At 41.4% G+C, this 22835-nt stretch carries 25 protein-coding genes; all 25 read left to right on the plus strand.

Going from position 1 to position 22835, the window contains the following annotated elements:
* The first annotated feature begins 13 nt into the window (after nucleotides 1-13).
* The 25 genes from fliF to MHI33_RS09420 are packed head-to-tail and all read left to right on the plus strand — an operon-like array spanning nucleotide 14 to nucleotide 22829.
* Nucleotides 14-1606: a flagellar basal-body MS-ring/collar protein FliF gene (fliF, locus tag MHI33_RS09300; RefSeq protein ID WP_340910795.1), complete on the plus strand. Its 1593-nt coding sequence runs from the start codon at nucleotides 14-16 to the stop codon at nucleotides 1604-1606.
* 11 nt (nucleotides 1607-1617) lie between these two features.
* Complete coding sequence (gene fliG / locus MHI33_RS09305) at nucleotides 1618-2634, plus strand: flagellar motor switch protein FliG (protein ID WP_003210883.1); 1017 nt, start codon at nucleotides 1618-1620, stop codon at nucleotides 2632-2634.
* Nucleotides 2627-3391 (plus strand): flagellar assembly protein FliH, encoded by a 765-nt coding sequence (gene fliH / locus MHI33_RS09310; protein WP_340910797.1) that lies wholly within the window; start codon nucleotides 2627-2629, stop codon nucleotides 3389-3391. Before fliG ends, fliH begins: the two co-directional genes overlap by 8 nt.
* Nucleotides 3388-4704, plus strand: a complete 1317-nt coding sequence (fliI, locus tag MHI33_RS09315; protein WP_044141922.1) for a flagellar protein export ATPase FliI — start codon at nucleotides 3388-3390, stop codon at nucleotides 4702-4704. Before fliH ends, fliI begins: the two co-directional genes overlap by 4 nt.
* Before the next feature lie 8 nt (nucleotides 4705-4712).
* On the plus strand, nucleotides 4713-5156 hold the full coding sequence (gene fliJ, locus MHI33_RS09320; protein WP_034620036.1) for a flagellar export protein FliJ: 444 nt from the start codon (nucleotides 4713-4715) through the stop codon (nucleotides 5154-5156).
* 12 nt (nucleotides 5157-5168) lie between these two features.
* Nucleotides 5169-5870: a MotE family protein gene (locus tag MHI33_RS09325; RefSeq protein ID WP_340910802.1), complete on the plus strand. Its 702-nt coding sequence runs from the start codon at nucleotides 5169-5171 to the stop codon at nucleotides 5868-5870.
* On the plus strand, nucleotides 5871-7193 hold the full coding sequence (gene fliK, locus MHI33_RS09330; protein WP_126741936.1) for a flagellar hook-length control protein FliK: 1323 nt from the start codon (nucleotides 5871-5873) through the stop codon (nucleotides 7191-7193).
* Nucleotides 7193-7639: a flagellar hook assembly protein FlgD gene (flgD, locus tag MHI33_RS09335; protein WP_044141919.1), complete on the plus strand. Its 447-nt coding sequence runs from the start codon at nucleotides 7193-7195 to the stop codon at nucleotides 7637-7639. The genes fliK and flgD overlap by 1 nt, the downstream gene beginning before the upstream one ends.
* Nucleotides 7640-7656: 17 nt before the next feature.
* A complete protein-coding gene (gene flgG, locus MHI33_RS09340) occupies nucleotides 7657-8448 on the plus strand; it encodes a flagellar basal body rod protein FlgG (protein ID WP_003211619.1) in 792 nt (263 codons plus the stop codon).
* A gap of 37 nt (nucleotides 8449-8485) precedes the next feature.
* Nucleotides 8486-8701: a flagellar FlbD family protein gene (locus MHI33_RS09345; protein ID WP_034620035.1), complete on the plus strand. Its 216-nt coding sequence runs from the start codon at nucleotides 8486-8488 to the stop codon at nucleotides 8699-8701.
* Entirely contained in the window at nucleotides 8698-9126 is a 429-nt protein-coding gene (gene fliL / locus MHI33_RS09350; protein ID WP_044141917.1) for a flagellar basal body-associated protein FliL, read from the plus strand. The genes MHI33_RS09345 and fliL overlap by 4 nt, the downstream gene beginning before the upstream one ends.
* A 32-nt stretch (nucleotides 9127-9158) precedes the next feature.
* Nucleotides 9159-10157: a flagellar motor switch protein FliM gene (fliM, locus tag MHI33_RS09355; protein ID WP_003212239.1), complete on the plus strand. Its 999-nt coding sequence runs from the start codon at nucleotides 9159-9161 to the stop codon at nucleotides 10155-10157.
* On the plus strand, nucleotides 10147-11271 hold the full coding sequence (gene fliY / locus MHI33_RS09360; RefSeq protein ID WP_044141916.1) for a flagellar motor switch phosphatase FliY: 1125 nt from the start codon (nucleotides 10147-10149) through the stop codon (nucleotides 11269-11271). The genes fliM and fliY overlap by 11 nt, the downstream gene beginning before the upstream one ends.
* A gap of 27 nt (nucleotides 11272-11298) precedes the next feature.
* The gene (locus MHI33_RS09365) at nucleotides 11299-11661 is read left to right on the plus strand and encodes a response regulator (protein ID WP_003212360.1); all 363 of its coding nucleotides are present in this window, start codon (nucleotides 11299-11301) and stop codon (nucleotides 11659-11661) included.
* Between the two features lie 18 nt (nucleotides 11662-11679).
* A complete protein-coding gene (gene fliZ / locus MHI33_RS09370) occupies nucleotides 11680-12339 on the plus strand; it encodes a flagella biosynthesis regulatory protein FliZ (protein WP_044141915.1) in 660 nt (219 codons plus the stop codon).
* Complete coding sequence (fliP, locus tag MHI33_RS09375) at nucleotides 12332-12997, plus strand: flagellar type III secretion system pore protein FliP (protein ID WP_007499580.1); 666 nt, start codon at nucleotides 12332-12334, stop codon at nucleotides 12995-12997. Before fliZ ends, fliP begins: the two co-directional genes overlap by 8 nt.
* A gap of 16 nt (nucleotides 12998-13013) precedes the next feature.
* Nucleotides 13014-13283, plus strand: a complete 270-nt coding sequence (gene fliQ, locus MHI33_RS09380; RefSeq protein ID WP_003211206.1) for a flagellar biosynthesis protein FliQ — start codon at nucleotides 13014-13016, stop codon at nucleotides 13281-13283.
* Between the two features lie 6 nt (nucleotides 13284-13289).
* The gene (gene fliR / locus MHI33_RS09385) at nucleotides 13290-14069 is read left to right on the plus strand and encodes a flagellar biosynthetic protein FliR (RefSeq protein ID WP_044141913.1); all 780 of its coding nucleotides are present in this window, start codon (nucleotides 13290-13292) and stop codon (nucleotides 14067-14069) included.
* Nucleotides 14066-15154, plus strand: coding sequence for a flagellar biosynthesis protein FlhB (gene flhB / locus MHI33_RS09390; RefSeq protein ID WP_044141911.1), 1089 nt, complete (start codon nucleotides 14066-14068; stop codon nucleotides 15152-15154). Before fliR ends, flhB begins: the two co-directional genes overlap by 4 nt.
* Before the next feature lie 29 nt (nucleotides 15155-15183).
* The gene (flhA, locus tag MHI33_RS09395) at nucleotides 15184-17217 is read left to right on the plus strand and encodes a flagellar biosynthesis protein FlhA (RefSeq protein WP_044141909.1); all 2034 of its coding nucleotides are present in this window, start codon (nucleotides 15184-15186) and stop codon (nucleotides 17215-17217) included.
* A complete protein-coding gene (flhF, locus tag MHI33_RS09400) occupies nucleotides 17217-18332 on the plus strand; it encodes a flagellar biosynthesis protein FlhF (protein WP_044141908.1) in 1116 nt (371 codons plus the stop codon). The genes flhA and flhF overlap by 1 nt, the downstream gene beginning before the upstream one ends.
* Nucleotides 18329-19234 carry a MinD/ParA family protein gene (locus tag MHI33_RS09405; RefSeq protein ID WP_044141906.1) on the plus strand — a complete coding sequence of 302 codons (906 nt, stop codon included), beginning with the start codon at nucleotides 18329-18331 and terminating at the stop codon, nucleotides 19232-19234. Before flhF ends, MHI33_RS09405 begins: the two co-directional genes overlap by 4 nt.
* On the plus strand, nucleotides 19231-20307 hold the full coding sequence (locus tag MHI33_RS09410; protein WP_044141904.1) for a protein-glutamate methylesterase/protein-glutamine glutaminase: 1077 nt from the start codon (nucleotides 19231-19233) through the stop codon (nucleotides 20305-20307). The genes MHI33_RS09405 and MHI33_RS09410 overlap by 4 nt, the downstream gene beginning before the upstream one ends.
* Nucleotides 20308-20312: 5 nt before the next feature.
* Nucleotides 20313-22343, plus strand: a complete 2031-nt coding sequence (locus tag MHI33_RS09415) for a chemotaxis protein CheA (RefSeq protein WP_044141901.1) — start codon at nucleotides 20313-20315, stop codon at nucleotides 22341-22343.
* 24 nt (nucleotides 22344-22367) lie between these two features.
* Nucleotides 22368-22829, plus strand: a complete 462-nt coding sequence (locus MHI33_RS09420; protein WP_044141900.1) for a chemotaxis protein CheW — start codon at nucleotides 22368-22370, stop codon at nucleotides 22827-22829.
* Nucleotides 22830-22835 lie beyond the last annotated feature (6 nt).

The raw sequence follows: 22835 nt of genomic DNA on the forward strand, positions 1-22835 counted from the left end.
ACCGGGGGTTAAGATGAATCGTACTTTAATGCAATTAAGAACAAAGACAGTTGAGTTTTGGCGAAATCGATCAAAATTACAAAAAATACTTATGATTGGCGGCGTTGCTGCCCTAGCAATCATTATTACGGTTGTTAGCATCTTTGCTTCTTCTGAAAAAATGGTTCCATTGTTTAGAGATTTGTCTGAGGCAGAAGCTGGGCAAATCAAACAGGAACTGGATGGCAAAAACGTTAAATCGGAACTTGCGAATAATGGAACAACGATTCTCGTTCCAGAAAAGCAGGCCGACACTTTAAAAGTAACGCTCGCATCTGAGGGTCTCCCTAAGACAGGGAATATTGATTACTCCTTCTTTGCGAACAATTCCGGCTTCGGTTTAACAGATAATGAATTTGATGTTCTGAAAGTAGACGCAACTCAGACAGAACTATCCAATCTAATCAATACGATTGATGGGATTAAAGATTCAAAAGTTATGATTAACCTGCCAAAAGATTCCGTTTTTGTTGGAGAAGAGCAAAGTAATGCATCAGCATCCATTGTGCTGCAAGTTGAACGTGGCTACACGCTCTCGCCGCAGCAAGTAAAAGGCCTTTATCATCTTATTTCAAAAAGTGTGCCGAATTTAAAGACAGAAAACATTGTCATTATGGACCAAGATTCCAACTACTACGACTTAAACAGCAGTTCCGATTCCTATGCAAGTGGAATGGATGCACAGCAGCAGAAAAAAGAAGAAATTGAAAAGAACCTTCAAAGAAAAATTCAACAGCTGCTCGGAACAATGATGGGTCAAGAAAAAGTGGCTGTATCGGTCACAACAGACATTGATTTTACTGAAGAGAAAAGAAAAGAAGATCTTGTAGAACCAGTTGATAAAGAAAACATGCAAGGCATCGCTGTCAGTGCTGAAAAGATTGCTGAAACTTATTCAGGAAATGGTGCAGCAGCTGGTGGAACCGCTGGAACAGGCGACGATGATGTCACAAACTATCAAGGCGCCGATGGAGCGAATGGTAGCGGAGATTACGAAAAGAGCGAAGATCGTATCAACTATGAAGTCAATCGCATTCATAAAGATATCAAAGAGAGCCCTTATAAAATTAGAGATGTTGGCATTCAAGCATTGGTCGAACCACCAACTGCAAACGATGTGAACTCTTTAACAGCTGAAAGGCAAGATGATATTAAAAAGATTCTTTCAACGATCATTAGCACGTCAATTGATAAAGAATACACAAATGGTCAAGTGCTCACTCAAGCGGACTTAGATAACAAAATTGTTTTATCTGTATCAAAATTAGACGGTAAACAGCAAACTGCAGCAGAAAACCCATCAAACAATATTCCAATTTGGGTTTATATTGTAGGCGGTGTGCTACTACTTGCAATTATCGCTCTTCTTATTCTTCTTGTGCGTAAACGCAGAAAAGAAGAGGAAGAAGAGTTTGAGTTTGATGAACATACACCAATCCATGTTCCTGATATCGACACTGAACCAGAAACAGAAGAAATGGTGAGGAAAAATCAGCTTGAAAAAATGGCAAAAGATAAACCAGAAGACTTTGCTAAATTGCTACGCAGCTGGCTGTCCGAGGATTAGGAGGAATACACATGTCGAGAAAAGATTCAAATCGACTAACAGGCAGACAAAAAGCAGCAATCCTAATGATTTCCTTAGGGCTAGAGGTGTCAGCATCTGTATACAAACATCTGTCTGAAGACGAAATAGAAAAATTAACACTGGAAATTTCCAATGTACGAAGTGTAGATACTGCTAAAAAAGATGAAATCATTGAAGAATTTCACAGCATCGCCATCGCGCAGGACTACATATCACAAGGCGGTCTTATGTACGCAAGACAAGTGCTTGAAAAAGCGCTTGGTGAGGACAAAGCGGATAGTATCTTAAACCGATTAACATCCTCACTTCAAGTGAAACCGTTTGATTTTGCTCGAAAGGCTGACCCAGAACAAATCTTAAACTTTATCCAGCATGAGCATCCACAAACCATTGCGCTCATCCTTTCCTACTTAGATCCAGTTCAAGCAGGGCAGATTTTATCTGAATTAGGTGAGGAAGTACAAACAGAGGTTGCGAGACGTATTGCTTTAATGGATCGCACATCTCCAGAGATCATCAATGAAGTGGAACGCATTCTTGAACAAAAACTTTCTTCAACCTTTACGCAAGACTATACGCAAACGGGCGGAGTCGAAGCGGTTGTAGAAGTACTAAATGGTGTAGACCGTGCGACTGAGAAGACCATTTTAGACACTCTTGAAATTCAAGATCCTGAGCTTGCTGATGAAATTAAGAAACGTATGTTTGTCTTTGAAGATATTGTCACTCTTGACAGTAGAGCGATTCAGCGCGTGATCAGAGATGTTGAAAATGATGACTTGTTGCTCGCACTCAAAGTGGCAAGCGAAGAGGTCAAAGAAATTGTCTTCCGCAACATGTCACAGAGAATGGTCGAGACGTTCAAAGAAGAAATGGAGTTTATGGGACCTGTCCGGCTTAGAGATGTCGAGGAAGCACAAACCCGTATTGTCAGCATCGTAAGACGACTCGAGGAAGCTGGAGAAATCGTCATAGCTCGAGGCGGAGGAGACGATATCATTGTCTAGGATTATCAAACATGAAACATCTGTTATTCCTGAGCAAGGCCGGCAAACTATTCCTTTGCAGCAAGTGGAGTTCAAAAAAGAACATCATGAAGAAGAGCTTGTCAATGAAACAGAAGTGTCGCAGCTTGTACTAAGTGATGCTGAAGATCAAGCAAGCCGTATAGTAGAACAAGCAAATAGTGAGCTTGAAAAAACAATGGCTGAAATCAATCAGCGCCGCGCTGATTTTGAAGAAGAAAGAATGCAGCTTATTGAAGAAGCAAAACAAGCAGGTTACCAAGATGGCTTCCAAAAGGGTGAAGCAGATGCGATGAGTCAGTACCGATCAATTCTTGATCAAGCAAATGACATTGTCAGTCTTGCTAAGCAGGATTACGAAGAAAAAATTGAAAGCTCCGCAGAAAAAATTGTGGAACTGGCTTTTGAACTCGCCAAACGTGTTTGGTACTCGGCTGAGGACACGAAAGATCAATTTTTGGCTCTCGTGAAGCAGGTCATTTCTGAAGTGAAAGAATATGACGATATTTCCATCTATGTTGACCCTGAACATTACGATCATGTGATGGAGTATAAAAACGAATTAATCAGAATCCTTCAAAAGGATACACACCTTGCCATTTACTCGGATGAAAAAGCGCCAAAAGGGACTTGTTACGTAGAAACAAGCTTTGGAAAAGTGGAAGCGAGTGTTGATACACAAATGAATCAGTTGAAAGAAAAGCTACTAGAAGTCATTGATTCAGGTGATCACAAATGAACATCGATGTGTTAAAAGAAACGATTGAAACCGCAGATCCTTATAAACGATTTGGTAAAGTCAATCGAGTTGTTGGACTGATGATTGAATCGAAGGGGCCGGAAAGTTCTATCGGAGACGTGTGTCTCATTCATAAAAAGGGGCGTAAGCACGATCCAATAAAAGCAGAGGTCGTAGGGTTTAGAGATGAAAATATTCTGCTCATGCCTTATGTAGAAGCATCCAATATTTCACCAGGAAGTCTAGTTGAAGCGACAGGTGAGTCGCTGAAGGTCAAAGTTGGGACTGGGTTAATTGGCGAAGTTGTTGATGCCTTCGGTGAACCGCTGGACGGCAGTATGCTGCCAAAGGGACTTGCACCTGTTTCGACAGATCAGTCACCTCCAAACCCGATGGACAGGCCGCCTATTCGTGAAAAAATGGGCGTTGGTGTCAGAGTGATCGACAGTCTGCTTACAGTCGGCACTGGTCAGAGGATCGGTATTTTTGCCGGAAGTGGTGTTGGAAAAAGTACCTTAATGGGGATGATTGCAAAGCAGACAGAAGCAGACCTCAATGTCATTGCCCTTGTTGGAGAGCGTGGCCGTGAAGTTCGTGAGTTTATTGAAAAGGACTTAGGTGCCGAAGGACTAAAGCGATCGATTGTTGTCGTCGCAACTTCTGATCAGCCTGCACTGACGAGAATGAAGGCTGCTTATACAGCAACAGCTATTGCGGAATATTTTAGAGACAGAGGAAAAAATGTCATGTTCATGATGGACTCTGTTACACGGGTCGCTATGGCGCAAAGGGAAATAGGTCTTGCAACTGGCGAACCGCCAACGACTAAAGGTTATACACCTTCAGTGTTCGCTATACTGCCAAAATTACTTGAACGAACTGGAACGAATCAGCTTGGTTCCATCACAGCGTTTTACACAGTGCTTGTTGATGGTGACGATATGAATGAGCCAATCGCTGATACAGTCAGGGGGATATTAGATGGCCACATTGTACTTGATCGTGCTTTAGCCAACAAAGGACAATTTCCTGCTGTCAATATTCTGAAAAGTATCAGCCGTGTTATGAGCAATATCGCAAGTCATGATCACAAGGAGGCGGCTAACCGGTTCCGCCAGCTTTTATCCACTTATCAAAACGCTGAAGACCTCATTAACATTGGAGCATATAAAAAAGGCTCCTCGAAAGACATTGATGATGCCATGCAGGCTTATCCTCATCTGATTTCATTTTTGAAGCAGGATGTAGAAGAGGCTGTATCTATTGAAGACAGTGTGAATGTATTGCTCGGTTTGATGAATAGAGAGGATTGACGAAAACAGTGAGATATCAATACAAATTTCAAAAGCTCTTAGAACTGAAAGAAAGTGAAAAAGACAAGTCACTCGCAGCGTACCAACAATCCGTTTCGGCATTTGAGCAAGTAGCTGAAAAACTCTATGAAAATATGAGTAAAAAAGAATTAATGGAAAAAAGCAAAGAAGAAAAGCTGAGAAGTGGTATGAGTGTTCAAGAAATGCGTCATTATCAGCAATTTGTGACCAATTTAGATAACACGATTCAGCATTATCAGCAGCTTGTGATCATGAAACGCCATCAAATGAACGAAAAACAATCTGATTTAACTGAAAAAAACATCGAGTTTAAAAAGTTTGAAAAAATGAAAGAAAAGCAGTACGAAAAGTTTTCCCTTGAACATAAGGCCATTGAAATGAAAGAAATGGATGATATCTCTATCAGCCAATTCATGTTTCAAGGACATTAGGAGTCGAGATGAATGCCTAAGAAGGAAAAAACGAAAGAATCAAGCGGCGGTAAATTTCAATGGATCTTGTTTATTGTCATCATCCCATTGATTGTGCTTGTATTAGTGGCTGGCACAATCCTTTCTATGGCAGGTTTTGATCTAAAGAAACCGCTCCAGAACATTCCGGGCGTTAGCAGTTTGGTTGGTTCAGATGACACCTCAAAAACGTCATCTTCACATAATGATCAAAGCGATGCAGAATTGAAGGAACTGAAAAAGACCATTAAAGAGCAAAAGAATGAACTTGAAATTGCACAAAAAGACTTAAAAACAAGTGATGAAGAGATTAAAAGACTGAATCAAAAAATCAGTTCACTTGAAAAAACATCTGAAAATGATGCGAATGAGAAGTCAGCGGATGACAGTTCATCAAATAGCAGCTCATCGAGCGATACATCAGGTAATAATGCGTCAGGGACAACTTCTGATGGGGCAGCAGCCTCTAACCAGAAACCGAAAGGGAAGATTGCCAGTATCTATGAAAGCATGGACGCAGGGAAATCCGCCAAAATTTTATCAGAATTAAGTGATAAAGAGGCATTGAAGATCCTCGAAGAGCTGAGCAAAAATAAACTAACAGACATATTAGCAAAACTAACACCTCAGAAGGCAGCTACGTTTACGAAAGAGCTTGCTAAAAAAGAAGAAAGTGAAAATGGGGGTGGACAATAAGTGAAACTATTGGATATTGGAGCCTTACAGCAATCGTCTCAAGGTCTCTCGGGACCAAAGGGGAGCGGCGCGGCATCTGCAAGCGGGTTGTTTAAACAATTACTTAGCGGGGCAGGTGCACAAAGCGGCCTTGTGGATGCTGAGACAGCGGGTGCCACTCTTTCCATCAATGATGCGATGCAAATCATTGAAAAATGGATGCAATCGCCTGAAGAAGGCATCAACGGAGACCTTCTTAGCGCGCTTCAAACACTTCAAGGTCAAACGCTTGATTCGTCTGATCTCAAGTCACTAGAAGAGCTATTTCAAAAAATGGAATCATCCATTTACGGTGATCAAACGGATAAGCCAGCTTCTGAACATAGTGAGCAGCTCATACAAGTCCACTTTTTCATATATCAACTACTCAATCAACAGCCGCTCAGCTTTGATGCAAAGCTAGTGCAAGATATTGAAGCAAAGGGTCAAGACTTCATTCACTTTCTTTCAAAAAATGGAGTAGATGAGAAACTGATTCAGCAAGTAAAAGAGCAGTTTTTCTCGCAGGGTTCAGCACCAAAGCTGAATTCGATGTCTCAAAGTGAGCTGAAACACTTTAATCAGTTAATCGACCATATGATGGCAAATGCAAAAGGGTCAGACAAAGAGTTGAAGATTGCTTTAGGAGAGTTAAAAGAATTGGTCTCTCCAAGACAAGAATCTACTCTTGCTACTCCTGCAAAAGGGGCTAACTCTCTTGAATGGCTCATCAAAAAGGAAGTTGTCAAAGGACAAAGCACTGCTGCACCTGCTTCTGAAAAAACGATCACTCATACGCTGTTGCCAGGTCATAAGCAGTTTTTTCAACTGCAATCAGCAGCTCCTGTTCAACAGACACAAACAACTGATGAAAAGCCGGGAACGGTTGATCAGCAAATTCTAAATACGTGGAAGCAAATGAAATTCACGCCATTTGGCAACTCAAGCGGACGCTTTACAGTTCGATTAAATCCAGAAAATCTCGGATTTATCACGATTCAGCTGACGAAGCAAAATGGTATGTATGCGAGTAAAATTACAGCTTCGACACAGGCAGCAAAAGAACTGCTAGAGCATCACCTTCCGCAGCTCAAGCAGGCGCTTCCGAATATGTCGGTTCAAGTGGACCGTTTCCATATACCGCTTCAATCAAATGAGCAGCCGTTATTTGGACAATTTAACGAAGAAAACAAGCAGCAACAGTCAAAAGGGCAGAATTTCCAAAAGCCTGATGAACAGGAAGCAGAATTCCAAGATGTACTGGATGCTCTTGTTGGGTCAGATGAAGAAGAGGAGGAAATCTAATGGCAACAGTTGATGCTACGAATAGAACAGTCGCACAAACAGACACTTCTTCAAAAGCAGAAAAGAAAACAGATACGCTCGGCAAAGATCAATTCTTGAAAATTTTGCTCACGCAGCTTCAAAACCAAGATCCGACAAACCCACTAGATGACCGTGAGTTTGTCACACAGCTTGCAACATTTTCATCTTTAGAACAGCAAACCAATATGAACGATTCTATCACCAAGCTGAATCAGCTCATGTCTACATTTGTTGCACACCAAGATCCGTTTACGACGTATGTAGGGTGGATCGGTAAAGAAGTATCGGGCAAATTGGATGATAAAGAGATATCAGGCACTGTGAAATCTGTTAAAAACATAAACAATGAATACTTCTTGTATTTAGAAGATGGAACGAAAATCAGCCCTTGGGATGTTACAGCAGTTGGAGAAAAAACGAAGTAATTCGAGGAGGAAAATAAATGTTACGCTCACTTTACTCAGGAATTAGCGGAATGAAAAACTTCCAAACAAAATTAGATGTTGTAGCCAATAACGTAGCCAACGTCAATACACACGGATACAAAAAAAGCCGAATCACTTTTAAAGATATGGTCAGCCAAACCATTTCAAGTTCTGGTGGACCGACGAACAACTCTGGTTCAATCAACTCAAAACAAGTTGGTTTAGGATCATCTTTATCTTCTATTGATAAAATCATGTCAGCGGGAGCTTCTCAAAATACGGATAGAGATTATGATTTCTACATCAATGGAGATGGATTTTTCCGTATTGAAAAACAAGGAGAAGTTCTTTATACCAGAGCAGGGAACTTTACTCGGGATTCAGAGGGAAGTTTAACCACTTCTGACGGAAATTACGTGCTTGGAATGAATGGACAAAAGATAACGATTCCAGATGGCATTTCAAGTGTAAGTGTTGGTCCAGATGGAACAATATCTGTTGTTGAAAATAACGTATCTAGAAATGTTGGACAAGTTTCACTCGTATCTTTCAGTAACGCAGCAGGATTAGACAAAGTTGGTGAGAACCTATACCGCCAAACGTTAAGCTCAGGTGCACCAAGTAATCCTATCGTTCCTGGTGAACAAGGAACGGGCATCATTCAAACAGGTCGACTTGAAATGTCAAATGTTGATTTAACAGACGAGTTTACCGAAATGATTATCGCGCAGCGCGGATTCCAATCGAATGCAAAGACGATCACAACATCTGATGAAATCCTGCAAGAGCTTGTGAATCTGAAACGATAGGAGGTAGGGGGAGCGGATGATCGCTTCTCTGCTTAATATGATTGAAGTGACAAGATTGAATGGCAAAGGATTTATGCTGAACGCTCTCCATATCGAGCAAATCGAAAGCTTTCCAGACACAACCATTACATTAGCCAATGGAAAGAAATTCGTTGTGAAAGAAAATGAAGAGCAGCTTCAAGAGAAAATCATTTCTTTCTACAGAAAAATCCAAGTCATTTCATTGAATCAAGGAATAGAGGAATTTGAATGAAGAAGAAATTAGTCGTAGTAATGCTAATCATGATTATTGCCATCGGCGGAATAGGAGCAGGCATCATTTTTCTGGTGAATGGCTCAGACGAAGCAAAAGCTGAAAAAGAGCCAACAGCAGATGAAGTCGTAAAAGCTTCTGTTGAAATTCCTGAGATTATTACTAATTTAAAGTCTGAAGGAAATGCCGTCAAACTTGTATTGAATATTGAAACGGACTCTGAAAAAGCAAAAGAAGAGCTTGAGAAAAGAAGTTTTCAAGTGAAAGACGCCGTAATCGACATTTTATCAGACACGAATGCAGATGAACTTGATGGCAAAAAAGGCAGAGAACATTTTAAAACACTAGTTAAAAACAAAGTGAATAACTATTTGCAAGATGGCAAGGTGAAAGAAGTATATATAACCTCCTTTAATCTGCAATAGAGGCGATTAATTGACACGATGGAGGTGAAGAAATGTCAGGAGAAGTGCTTTCCCAGAATGAGATCGATGCATTATTATCCGCCATATCTACTGGTGAAATGGATGCAGAAGAGCTGAAAAAAGAAGAAACGACGAAAAAAGTGAAGGTGTATGATTTTAAGCGTGCACTGCGCTTTTCGAAAGACCAGATTCGAAGTTTAACAAGGATTCATGATAACTTCGCTAGACTGCTCACCACGCACTTTTCAGCTCAGTTAAGATCATATATTCAAATTACTGTCAGCTCGGTTGACCAAGTACCATACGAAGAATTTATTCGTTCGATTCCTAATATGACATTATTAAACTTATTTTATGTCAGCCCGCTTGAAGGAAGAATCATGCTTGAAGTGAACCCAACAATCGGCTATGCCATGATGGACAGGCTGATGGGCGGGATAGGCATTAGTCATAATAAGACAGAATCACTTACAGAAATCGAAACAAAGATTATCTCAAACATGTTTGAGGGAGCTTTGGAAAATTACAGAGAAGCGTGGCAGTCCATAACCGACATCGAGCCTGAAATGGCAGATTTCGAGGTAAATCCCCAGTTTGTTCAAATGGTCTCACCAAACGAAACAGTTGTCGTCATTTCTCTTAATACACAAATTGGTGAGGTAAGCGGGGTTATTAACCTATGTATTCCTCATGTTGTATTAGAGCCTATTATTCCAAAGCTGTCTGTACACTACTGGATGCAGTCTGAACGAAATGAACCAAAACAACAAGAAACAAAGGCCATTGAAAAACGGATTATGACGGCAAAGATACCGGTAGTCGCAGAGCTAGGGGAATCGGAAATGACGGTGGAAGAGTTTTTGAATTTGGAAATTGGTGATTGTATTGCCTTGGACAAACCAGTAAATGCGCCTCTTACTGTTATGGTCGGAAATAAACCGAAATTCTTGGGACAGGCCGGCCGCGTGAATCGGAAACAGGCGATTCAAATTCTAGATCACGACATAAGAGGTGAAGAAGATGGAGAATAACGGAAGTAAATTATCACAAGACGAAATCGATGCGCTCCTTAAAGGAGGTAGCAATGACGATATAGAGCCTGAAACAATCCTTTCTGCCATGGAGCAAGATGCCATTGGAGAAATCGGAAATATTTCATTCGGCAGCTCTGCTACAGCACTTTCAACCCTATTAAATCAAAAAGTGGAGATTACCACTCCAACTGTTACAGTGATTCAAAAAAGTATGCTCAATGAGGAATTTCCTCATCCGTATGTCGCGATTGAAGTGAATTATACGGAAGGCTTCAGCGCAAGTAACCTGCTTGTCGTCCAGCAAACAGATGCAGCAGTCATTGCGGACTTAATGATGGGTGGAGACGGGACAAATGCTGACCCTTCTTTAAGTGAGATTCACTTAAGTGCAGTTCAAGAAGCGATGAACCAAATGATGGGTTCTGCTGCGACATCCATGTCGACGGTCTTTAATAAAAAGATTGATATTTCTCCGCCTCGCGTCGAATTACTTGATGTGAAAGAAGGAGAAGGAACAGACCGGATCCCAGCTGCAGAAATGCTTGTCAAAGTGTCCTTCAGATTAAAAATAGGTGAACTCATTGATTCAAATATTATGCAGCTTTATCCTATTACATTTGCGAAAGATTTAATCGCAGAATTAACAGACCCAGCGCAAGAGGAAGAGACGGTTCAAGACACGCAAGTGAGCACACCTGAACCTCAGCAGGCAGCACCTCAAACGCAGTCTGCACCAGCGCAGCAAGCTGCTCCGCCGAAAAGACAGGCGAAGCCAAAGCCGGCAGCACCTGTAAATGTAGCGCCTGTTGAATTTGAAGCGTTCAGTGAGCCTCAGCATACAACAAACCACCTTGGAAATCTTGATATGCTGATGGATATTCCGCTTTCTATTACGGTGGAACTTGGAAGAACTCAGCGCAGTGTCAAAGAAGTCCTTGAACTTTCAGCAGGAAGTATCATTGAACTGGACAAACTTGCTGGTGAGCCAGTAGACATTCTAGTGAACAAACGAATCGTCGCCAAAGGGGAAGTCGTTGTCATTGATGAGAACTTTGGTGTTCGTGTGACTGATATTTTAAGTCAGTCAGAAAGACTTTCTAATTTAAAATAAACAAACATATAGGGAGAGAATAAGTAAATGGCTACTAAGGTATTAATCGTAGATGATGCAGCATTCATGAGAATGATGATAAAGGATATTCTTGTAAAAAACGGATTTGATGTAGTAGGAGAAGCAGAAAACGGCGCTCAAGCAGTTGAAAAATTTAAAGAAACATCTCCTGATCTTGTCACAATGGATATCACAATGCCAGAAATGGACGGGATCACAGCATTAAAAGAAATTAAACAAATCGATGCTTCTGCAAAAATCATCATGTGTTCAGCAATGGGGCAGCAGTCAATGGTTATTGACGCGATCCAAGCAGGTGCAAAAGACTTTATCGTGAAGCCGTTCCAGGCAGACCGTGTACTTGAAGCAATTAATAAAACGTTAGGCTAAAAAAGGGTGTAAGACTTGTTGAAAAAACGTTTGATATGTATAGCAATGATCAGTTTTATGCTTTTCTTGACGATACAGCCTGCCTCACTGTTTGCTGAAACGAAAGATCCTGAAAATGGCACAGTGAATGACTGGATCAAAGAAGAGAAGGGCAGCAAAAAGGATACAGAAAAGACAACCACTGACAATCAAACGAATCCGGCAGAAGAAGTTCCCTCTTCTTCTGTCTCCATTATGGATTTTGTCAAAATGATTGGTGCCTTACTTTTTGTCATCCTGCTTATATATGGATTGGTGAGATTTGTTGGTAAGCAAAACCGCTTACTTAAACCATTTCGCTATGTTGAAAATATTGGCGGAACGACGGTTGGCCAAAACCGTTCAGTCCAGCTTATCAAAGTAGGCAAACGAGTATTAGTTGTCGGAGTAGCGGACTCAATCCAGCTGCTAAAAGAAATTGATGATGAACAAGAATGTGAAGCGATCGTGAAACAATATGAAGAAGCGATGGAAAGCAAAACAGATTTACCAAAAATCGTTCAAAAATTCACATCTCAGATAAAGAAACAAAATCAGCCAACCACTTCTTCTTTTTCAGCCAATTTGAAGGCGCAGCTAGCCGAATTGAAAAAGACCCAATCAGAAGTCAGAAAGAAAGGCCCGAAACAAAATGAATGAGTTTATCGATTTATTTAATTCCAGCGGTGCAGGGAATATTAGCACGTCTGTCCGTCTTCTTTTACTTTTAACCGTATTTTCGGTTGCACCAGGCATTCTCATTTTAATGACGTGTTTCACACGAATTGTGATTGTACTTTCATTCGTTAGAACGTCACTTGCAACCAACTCAATGCCGCCAAACCAAGTGCTTGTAGGGCTTGCTTTGTTTCTCACATTTTTTATCATGGCACCCACGTTCTCAGAGATTAATAAAGAGGCACTAACGCCGCTTTTAAATGATGATATTACGCTCAATCAGGCATATGAAAAAGCCGAAGTGCCCATTAAAGAGTTTATGAGTAAACATACGAGACAGAAGGATTTGGCTTTATTTCTTAGTTACGCAAAAATGGATACACCTGAATCGATAAAAGATATTCCGTTAACGGCGATGGTACCCGCTTTTGCGATTTCAGAATTAAAGACGGCATTTCAAATTGGTTTCATGATCTTTATTCCATTTTTAATTATTGACATGGTGGTCGCAAGTGTCCTGATGTCAATGGGGATGATGATGCTTCCGCCGGTTATGATATCGCTCCCTTTTAAAATATTGTTATTTGTTTTAGTCGATGGATGGTATTTGATTGTTAAATCTTTGCTGCAAAGCTTTTAGAGTAGGTGCTTAAAACATGAGTTCAGAATTTGTCATTACGATGGCTGAAAGATCAGTGTATGTGGTATTGCTTGTCAGTGGGCCGCTTCTAGCGCTCGCTCTTATTGTGGGACTGATTGTCAGTGTGTTTCAGGCGACAACCCAAATTCAAGAACAGACGCTTGCGTTCATTCCTAAAATTGTTGCAGTTCTTATCGGGCTTGTTGTGTTTGGTCCATGGATGCTGTCAACCATTGTGTCCTTTACGACAGAGCTGTTCTCGAATTTAGATCGATTTGCAGGTTAACGAGCGATGTCAATCATAGAATTATTCCCTGCATTTCTATTAGTTTTTATTCGGATCACCGCTTTTTTTGTGACAGTACCGCTTTTAGCGCATAGAACGATCCCAGCTGTACACAGAGTTGGATTCTCACTGTTTTTAGCCGTGATTAGTTTTAGCACGATTAAGGAACCGCCAGCACTCGACATAGACGGTCTTTATATGATGCTTGCGGTGAAAGAAGCAATGGTCGGACTTCTGCTTGGTTTGATTGCATATATCATGGTGTCCGCAGTTCAAATTGCCGGCTCATTTATTGATTTTCAAATGGGCTTTGCGATTGCCAATGTGATTGATCCGCAAACAGGCGCGCAAACGCCGCTGATGGGGCAGTTTTTTTATACGGTCACATTGCTATTGATGCTGGCAACCAATGCACACCACCTGCTGCTTGATGGAATCTTTTACAGCTTTCAATATATTGCAATTGATCAGTACGCACTGAATTTCGGCAGTGAATCCTTTGCTTATTTTATTGCAAAGAGCTTCAACCAAATGTTCATCATTGCCTTTCAAATCTCAGCACCGGTCGTTGCTAGCTTGTTTTTGGTCGATTTGGCACTGGGCATTGTGGCACGAACAGTTCCGCAGATGAACGTTTTTGTTGTCGGACTTCCTATTAAAATGGGTGTGAGTTTTGTTATGATCATCATCTGTATGGGCGTCATCTTCGGGGTTGTCCAAAATACATTTGATACGATTGTACTCACCATGAGGAATTTCTTAGCATTGGTCGGTGGTTCGTCATGATGACAAGACTTAGACTAGACTTGCAATTTTTCGCAGGTGAAAAAACAGAAAAAGCAACGCCGAAAAAGAGACAAGATTCACGTAAAAAAGGTCAGGTTGCCAAAAGTACCGACGTCAATACAGCCATCTCATTTCTATTAATCTTTTTATCATTCTTTTTTATTGGGCCTTTTATGAAAGAGCGTATTATTGCGCTCATTGAACGTTTTTATTCAACAACCATGCTAATGAAAGTTAGCACATCTAATATTCATCAACTATTCGTGGAATTGCTTCAGGAAACAGGGCTCCTTCTCATGCCAATCCTTGGTGTCGGTATGCTGGCAGGCGTCATCAGTAACTATTTACAAGTTGGCTTTCTCTTTTCAACAGAAATCATCAAACCGAAATTAGAAAAGCTAGATCCTATTAAAGGGTTTAAACGGATATACAGTATTCGAGCCCTCGTAGAGCTATTAAAATCCATTTTGAAAATTGGTTTAATTGGTTTTGCGACATTTATTGCACTTTGGATGCACTTTGACGAAATCCTGAGGCTTCCTTTATTAACAGCAGAGGAAACCCTTCATTTCGTCGCAAATATGACCTTGATTATGGGTCTGTATGCAGCAGGTGCTCTCATGATCTTAGCAGGGCTTGATTATATGTATCAGAAATTTGATTATGAAAAAAACTTACGGATGTCCAAACAAGACATCAAAGATGAGTATAAAAAATCAGAGGGTGACCCGCTCATAAAATCAAAGATTAAACAGCGCCAGCGGGAAATGGCCATGAGACGGATGATGCAGGAAGTCCCAAAAGCCGACGTCATCATTACAAACCCAACCCACTACGCAATTGCTTTGAAATATGACGAAGAAAAGATGGATGCGCCCTTTGTTGTGGCAAAGGGAATAGATATTTTGGCTTTGAAAATTAGAACAATTGCGAAAGAGCACGATATCATGACCGTAGAAAATCGGCCGCTCGCTCGGGCACTATATGATCAGGTCGACATCGACCAAGCGGTCCCAGAGGAATACTTTAAGGCGATCGCAGAAATTTTAGCTTACGTATATAAAACGAAACAAAAGATTTTATGAATTTTTGGTTTTAAAAGGAGAGAACAGGCATGGCAGCAAGAGATTTATCTGTTTTATTCAGTGTTATTTTAATTGTGGCGATGCTGGTCATACCGTTTCCGCCAATGCTATTAAGTATTTTAATCATTATTAATATTTCTCTTGCGCTTATCGTGCTTCTCACCACAATGAACATGCAAGAACCACTGCAATTTTCAATATTCCCATCATTGCTTTTGCTCTTAACGCTGTTTCGCTTAGGGCTTAACATCTCTACAACACGATCTATCCTATCAACTGGAGACGCTGGAAAAGTTGTAGAAACGTTTGGTTCATTTGTTGTTGGTGGAAATATACTCGTTGGTCTGGTTGTCTTCCTTATCCTGATCATCATTCAATTTATAGTGATCACCAAAGGGGCTGAGCGTGTATCTGAGGTTGCGGCAAGATTTACCCTCGATGCGATGCCAGGTAAACAAATGAGTATTGACGCTGATTTAAATGCAGGAATGCTGACAGAAAGTGAAGCAAGAAATCGCCGTGAAAAAGTAGCGAGAGAAGCAGACTTTTATGGTGCGATGGATGGTGCAAGTAAGTTCGTCAAAGGGGATGCCATCGCAGGTATTATCATTGTCATTATTAATATTATTTTTGGGATTATTATTGGGATGCTTCAGCAAGGAATGTCGATTCAAGAATCAGCTTCCCACTTTACACTATTAACGGTAGGAGACGGAATTGTTTCACAAATTCCTGCACTTCTCATTTCAACAGCGACAGGAATTGTCGTCACAAGGGCTGCTTCTAATGGGAACCTTGGGTCAGATATCACTGAACAGCTGTTTGCATTCCCTGCTATGCTTTACGTCACAGCAGGCACGATCTTCCTTCTTGGGTTGTTTACTCCAATCGGCGTACTGTTGACTGGACCGATCGCAGGTTTACTTGCTCTCGGCGCATACTTGATGTCGAAAAACAAACAGGATCAAGAAGAAATCGAAGAGGTGCTAGAGGAACAGGCAGAGGTAGAAGAGATGAAAAGTCCAGAAAGCGTCATTCACCTTTTGCAAATGGATGCCATTGAATTTGAATTTGGCTACGGCTTGATTCCGCTAGCCGATGCAAATCAAGGCGGTGACCTGTTAGATCGAATTGTAATGATCCGAAGGCAGCTTGCCCTCGAATTAGGTCTTGTGATTCCAGTTGTTCGAATTCGAGACAACATTGCACTTAACCCAAATGAGTATCGGCTTAAAATAAAAGGGAACGAAGTGGCAAAAGGGGAGCTACTGCTTGATCACTACTTAGCGATGTCTCCTACGCCGGATGATGATCCGATTGAAGGGATTGAAACAATCGAGCCATCCTTTGGTCTTCCGGCTAAATGGATCTCAGAAGCAGAAAAAGATCAGGCTGAGATGCTTGGCTATACGGTTGTAGATCCTGCATCGGTTGTGTCTACTCACATCACAGAGAAAATTAGACAAAACACACACGAACTGCTCGGACGCCAAGAAACGAAGCAATTAATCGATCATCTGAAAGAAAGTTATCCTGTCTTAGTGGATGAGGTGACGCCAAATCCACTAGCAGTTGGTGATATTCAAAAAGTGTTGGCAAAACTGCTGAAAGAAAAGGTTTCTATTCGAAATCTTGTCACCATTTTTGAGACACTTGCAGACTACGGAAAATTAACGACAGATACAGATTTGTTAACAGAGTATGTCAGACAGGCGCTGGCAAGACAGATTACCGCACAATATGCGAGAGAAAATGAATCGCTCAAAGTCGTGACATGCTCAGGCCGAGTGGAAAAGGTGATTGCTGACAGTGTACAGCAGACAGAGCATGGCAACTACTTATCGTTAGATCCAGAATCCTCTGAAAGTGTGATTCAATCAGTGGCGAGAGAAATTGAACAGCTTTCGCTCCGTCAGGAAACGCCGGTTCTATTGTGCTCACCTCCTATAAGAATGTACGTCAAGCAGCTGTTAGAAAGATATTTCCCGGACTTACCGGTACTATCTTATAACGAACTAGAAGCAAATGTGGAAGTACAGAGCATCGGAGTGGTGGATATCTAATGAAAATGAAAAAAATCATAGCGAATTCAATGCAAGAGGCGACGATTCAAATTAGGCAACAGCTTGGGAAGGATGCCGTCATTTTAAATTCCAAAACTGTTGTGAAACGAAAGCTATTCGGTTTAAAGAAACAGCAAATGGTTGAAGTGATTGCAGTGCTGGATCAAGATTTTGAAGAAAGAGCGGGTAAAGGTGGACACCCTGCGCCTCCTCTTCCAGTATTTCCGAAAAAGGAGCAAATTCAACACCGGCCTGAAGAGCCGTCTTTTGCTCCTGAGGCAGTGAAACCAGTACCTTCTCAAGCTCAGCCTTTAGAATATGCGAGGAATGAGCGGCATGCTGGTATTCTGCCTGATCCTCTCATGGCAATCGATCAAAAGCTGAAGGATCAAGGTCTTGATGATGCCATTCGAGACGAATGCCTCAAAGGTCTTTTAACAAAGGGTGCTGTCAAGGAAGATCAAATTCAAAAAGAACTTGAACAACTGCTGGCAGATATGCTGCCGGCTCACACCTCTGATGAGCCGATGATTCGTTCAAAATACATTGTGCTGTTTGGTTCAACTGGAGCTGGTAAAACAACAACGATTGCAAAGCTCGCTGCCAAAACGGCCATTCAGAAGCAAAAGAAAATCGCTTTTATTACAACAGATACGTACCGAATTGCAGCGATCGAACAACTGAAAACATATGCGGAACTGCTCAATGCACCGCTTGAGGTTTGTTATTCGAGAGAGGATTTTGTAAAAGCTCAAGAGACTTTTAAAGAGTATGATCATATTTTCGTAGACACAGCGGGTCGTAACTTTAAAGAAGAAGCGTATATCAAAGAGCTGACAGACATCATTCCATTTGATGAAAGCATTCAAAGTTTCCTAGTGATGAGTGCGACCTCGAAGTATCAGGACATGAACGCCATGGTCAAACGCTTTGAACATGTTCCAATTCATCAATTCATTTTTACAAAAGTAGATGAAACAGACACGATGGGAACCATCTTTCAAATCATTGCAGACTCTCAAATTGGACTTGGCTTTTTAACAAATGGTCAAAATGTTCCTGAGGATATTCTAGAGGGCTCTCCTCTTGAATTAACAAGGATGGTCTTACAATGATGAAGCCCGACCAAGCAGAAGGTTTAAGAAAGCTCGTTCAGCAGAATCAAACGATCACACCAACTCCTCTTGGTATAAGCGGACAGGCAAAAACCATTGCTGTCATGAGCGGTAAAGGCGGGGTTGGAAAATCGAATTTGACACTGAATATGGCACTGTCTATCGCAAATGCAGGGAAGCGAGTGTTAGTCATCGACCTTGATTTTGGTATGGGGAATATTGATATTTTACTAGGAAAAACATCGACTAGCTCTATATTAGATGTTCTTGTCAGGAAGAAATCCTTCCAAGCAGCTATGACTCAAGGAACGAACAACCTTTATTACATTTCTGGCGGAAGCGGACTTGAACAGCTGTTTTCTTTAGATAAAGATCAATGGTCGTTTTTTCTAGTGGAAATGGAAAGAATGATGCACGACTTTGATTGTATCTTCTTTGATATGGGGGCTGGCTTGTCTAAAGATCAACTACCTTTTGTTTTATCAGCAGGAGAAGTTGTGGTTGTGACAACGCCGGAACCAACATCGATTATGGATGCCTACAGCGCAATTAAACACTTAGCGATTCATCAGTTCGAACAATCTGTGCAAATCATTGTCAACCGTTGTAAAACCCCGTCAGAAGGGTCAGAAACCTACCGGAAATTAGCAGGAGTGGTCACATCATTTCTACACAGAAAACTAGTATTTGCTGGTGCTGTGCCGGATGATCCTGCGGTTCCAAAAGCGGTGGCTGAACAAATTCCATTTTATATGAAGCAGCCTCATTCACGGCTGAGTAAAACGATCAAGATGCTGGCAGAAACACTTTATCAACAGCAGATAAGAGAGGCACAGAGAGAGCAGCATACGTTTATAGATAAGTTGTCCTCTTTTTTTAAAAGGAGGAAGGTGGACTCATGATTAGAGTGCTTGTAGTAGATGACTCGGCCTTTATGCGAAAGCTCATTAGTGATTTCCTAAGTGCCGAGCAAGAAATAGAAGTCGTCGGAACGGCGCGAAATGGGGAAGATGCCTTAAAACGGATAAAGGAACTGAATCCAGATGTCGTCACATTAGATGTGGAAATGCCTGTTTTAAATGGAACAGAAGCATTAAAACAAATTCTGGCTGAACACGACCTTGCCGTGATTATGGTGTCAAGCCAGACAAAGCAAGGGAAAGATTTAACCATCCATTGCTTAGAACTTGGTGCTTTTGACTTTGTGACAAAGCCTTCAGGAAGTATTTCGCTCGATTTACACAAAGTAAGAGGCCAAATTGTAGAACGGGTGCTTGCGGCAGGGCTGTCAAGGAAACGCACTGAAGTACAGGTTTCTCCAAAGCCGCCGGTGATGAAGCCGCCAATTCCAGTGGCTGCACCTCGCCCGCAAGCAGTGAAAAGCGGCTCACTCCGAAAGATTATTTCAATCGGAACATCAACGGGAGGGCCAAGGGCACTTCAACGAGTTGTCACGAAGCTGCCCAAGGACATAGAAGCACCTATTTTGATTGTGCAGCATATGCCGGCAGGATTTACGGCATCACTTGCTACTAGGTTAGACCATTTATCTCAAATTTCGATTAAAGAAGCACAAGATGGAGACATCGCTAAAAATGGAGTAGCCTACATAGCGCCTGGTGGAATGAATATGTCACTTCATGAACAAGGGGCATCCTTAGTCATCAGGCTATCTCCAGAGGACACGGAAAGCCGGCACAAACCTTCTGTTAACTATTTATTTGAATCCATCAGTCATATAAAGGGTTACGAGAAAATTGCTGTCATTATGACAGGCATGGGTAGTGACGGCACAGAAGGTGTCAAAAAAATGGTCGCAAGCGGTCATACAAAAGTCATTGCAGAAAAAGAAGAATCATGTGTTGTTTTCGGAATGCCTAAATCAGTCATTAAAGCAGGCCTTGCACATGAAACAAGGCATGTGGATGACATCGCACATGCAATTATAAGCTCCATGAAAAAAGAGAGGGCGTGAACACGTTGGATGTAAACCAATACTTAGATATCTTTTTAGATGAAAGCAGAGAACACTTACAAACTTGTAATGAAAAACTTCTTGATTTAGAAAAGAACCCAACTGACTTGCAGCTAGTGAATGATATATTCAGAGCGGCTCACACATTGAAAGGCATGAGCGCAACGATGGGCTACGCTGATATGGCTCAGCTAACACATCATTTAGAAAACATGTTTGATGCCATTCGAAATGAACAAATGATTGTCACACCTGAGTCAATGGACACGATGTTTGAAGCACTTGATCACCTTGAAGCAATGGTTCAATCAATTGCAGAAGGCGGAGATGGGAAACGCGATGTCACAGAGATTAGTAAAAAGCTAGATGTGACAGGAAGCCATGCTGAGGCAGCTCCTAGTGTTGAAACAGCGGATGTATCAGCGGCTGCTGCTAACGACTTAGACTATAACGAATTTGAACGAACAGTGCTTGATGAAGCGAGGGAACAAGGCTTTAAATGTTATGAACTCAATGTAACATTAAGTGACGCATGCTTATTAAAAGCCGTTCGTGTCTATATGATCTTTGAAAGACTGAACGAAGCAGGCGAGGTCGTCAAAACAGTTCCAAATGCAGAACTTTTAGAATCAGAAGATTTCGAATCTGAATTCAGTATTTCTTATTTATCTAAACAACCGATGGACGTAGTGAAAAAAATCGTGATGACGATCTCAGAAGTTGAACAAGTTGAGATCTCAGAAGTTTCTGCATTTGAAGAAGCGACTCCAGCTGAAAAACAAGAAGCAAAACCTGAACAGAAAAAAGAAGAAGTCTCCGTGCCTGCTGCGAAAGCACCAGCAAACGATGCGCCAAAAGCAAATGGCAATAACGGTGCAGCTGCCGGTGGCACGAAAACGATTCGTGTCAACATCGATCGTCTAGATTCTCTTATGAATCTATTTGAAGAGCTGGTTATTGATAGAGGACGTTTAGAACAGATTGCCAAAGAGCTTGAAAATAACGAACTCACTGATACCGTCGAAAGAATGACACGTATTTCAGGCGATCTGCAATCGATCATCCTGAACATGAGAATGGTACCTGTAGAAACTGTGTTTAACAGGTTCCCTCGTATGATCCGTCAATTGACAAAAGAGCTCAATAAGAAAATTGAACTGATCATTGAAGGCGCTGATACTGAGCTTGATCGAACAGTGATCGACGAGATTGGAGATCCGCTCTTACACTTACTCAGAAACAGTCTAGATCACGGGATTGAATCGCCAGAAGAACGTGTGAAAAAAGGCAAGCCAGAAAAAGGAACCGTTCTATTAAAGGCTTATCATAGTGGAAATCACGTCTTCATTGAAGTAGAAGATGACGGCGGCGGGATTAACCGTAAAAAGGTGCTTGAAAAAGCACTAGAGCGCGGGGTTATTACCGAAAGAGAAGCGGAAACCATCGAAGATCATCAAATTGATTCATTGATCTTTGCAGCAGGATTCTCTACAGCTGATGAGATATCTGACATCTCAGGCCGCGGTGTAGGTCTTGACGTCGTGAAAAACAAGCTGGAATCACTAGGCGGATCTGTGAGCATCAACTCAACAGAAGGACAGGGCTCATTGTTCTCTATCCAGCTCCCGCTTACATTGTCAATTATTTCCGTTCTTCTTGTGAAGCTGGAAGAGGAAACATTTGCGATTCCGATTTCTTCTATTATTGAAACGGCTGTTATTAAGAAAAGCGACATCCTTCAAACGCATGATCGTGAAGTGATTGACTTCCGCGGATTTATCGTACCGGTTGTGTACCTGAAGAAACAATTCCACGTACCAAATGCGAATGAATTAGAGGAAGAACTGCACATCATCGTTGTTCGTAAAGGAGACAAGCTGACAGCATTTGTGGTCGATTCATTCATTGGTCAGCAAGAGGTTGTATTGAAATCACTAGGAGATTACCTGCCAAACGTGTTTGCGATCTCAGGCGCAACAATCCTAGGCGACGGTCAGGTTGCACTCATCGTTGACTGTAATGCACTGATCAAGTAAAAAACAATAGAGGAGCGGTCTGAAATGAGTACAGATATCAAAACTGGCGAAAAGATGATTGTGTTTATCGTAAACAAAAAAGAATACGCCATTTCAGTATCAGAAGTAAAGTCCATTGAAAAATGGCAGCAACCGACAAGAATCCCTGGCGTTGCCCCTTATATATGCGGTGTTATTAATCTGCGCGGTGTCGTGACGCCTGTCATCGATCTTAGAGTGAGACTTGGATCAAGTGACAACGAAATTACAGATGAAACAAGAATGATTATTGTACAAGTTGGTGACATTGAAGTCGGCTGGGTTGTTGATGAAGCAAATGATGTCATTACAGTCCATCAGGAAGAAGTAGAATCTTCTCCTGAATCAGCTGAAAAAGAAGGACAATCATGGGTGACAGGTATCATTAAGCATGATCAGCGTCTATTTAATATCATTCATCCTGGTGCTGTCCTCGATAAGAGCGTTCAAGATGCACCTGTTCATTAAGGAGGA

It is taken from the genome of Bacillus sp. FSL K6-2971 (assembly GCF_038006405.1).
GTDB classification, from domain to species: domain Bacteria; phylum Bacillota; class Bacilli; order Bacillales; family Bacillaceae; genus Bacillus; species Bacillus pumilus.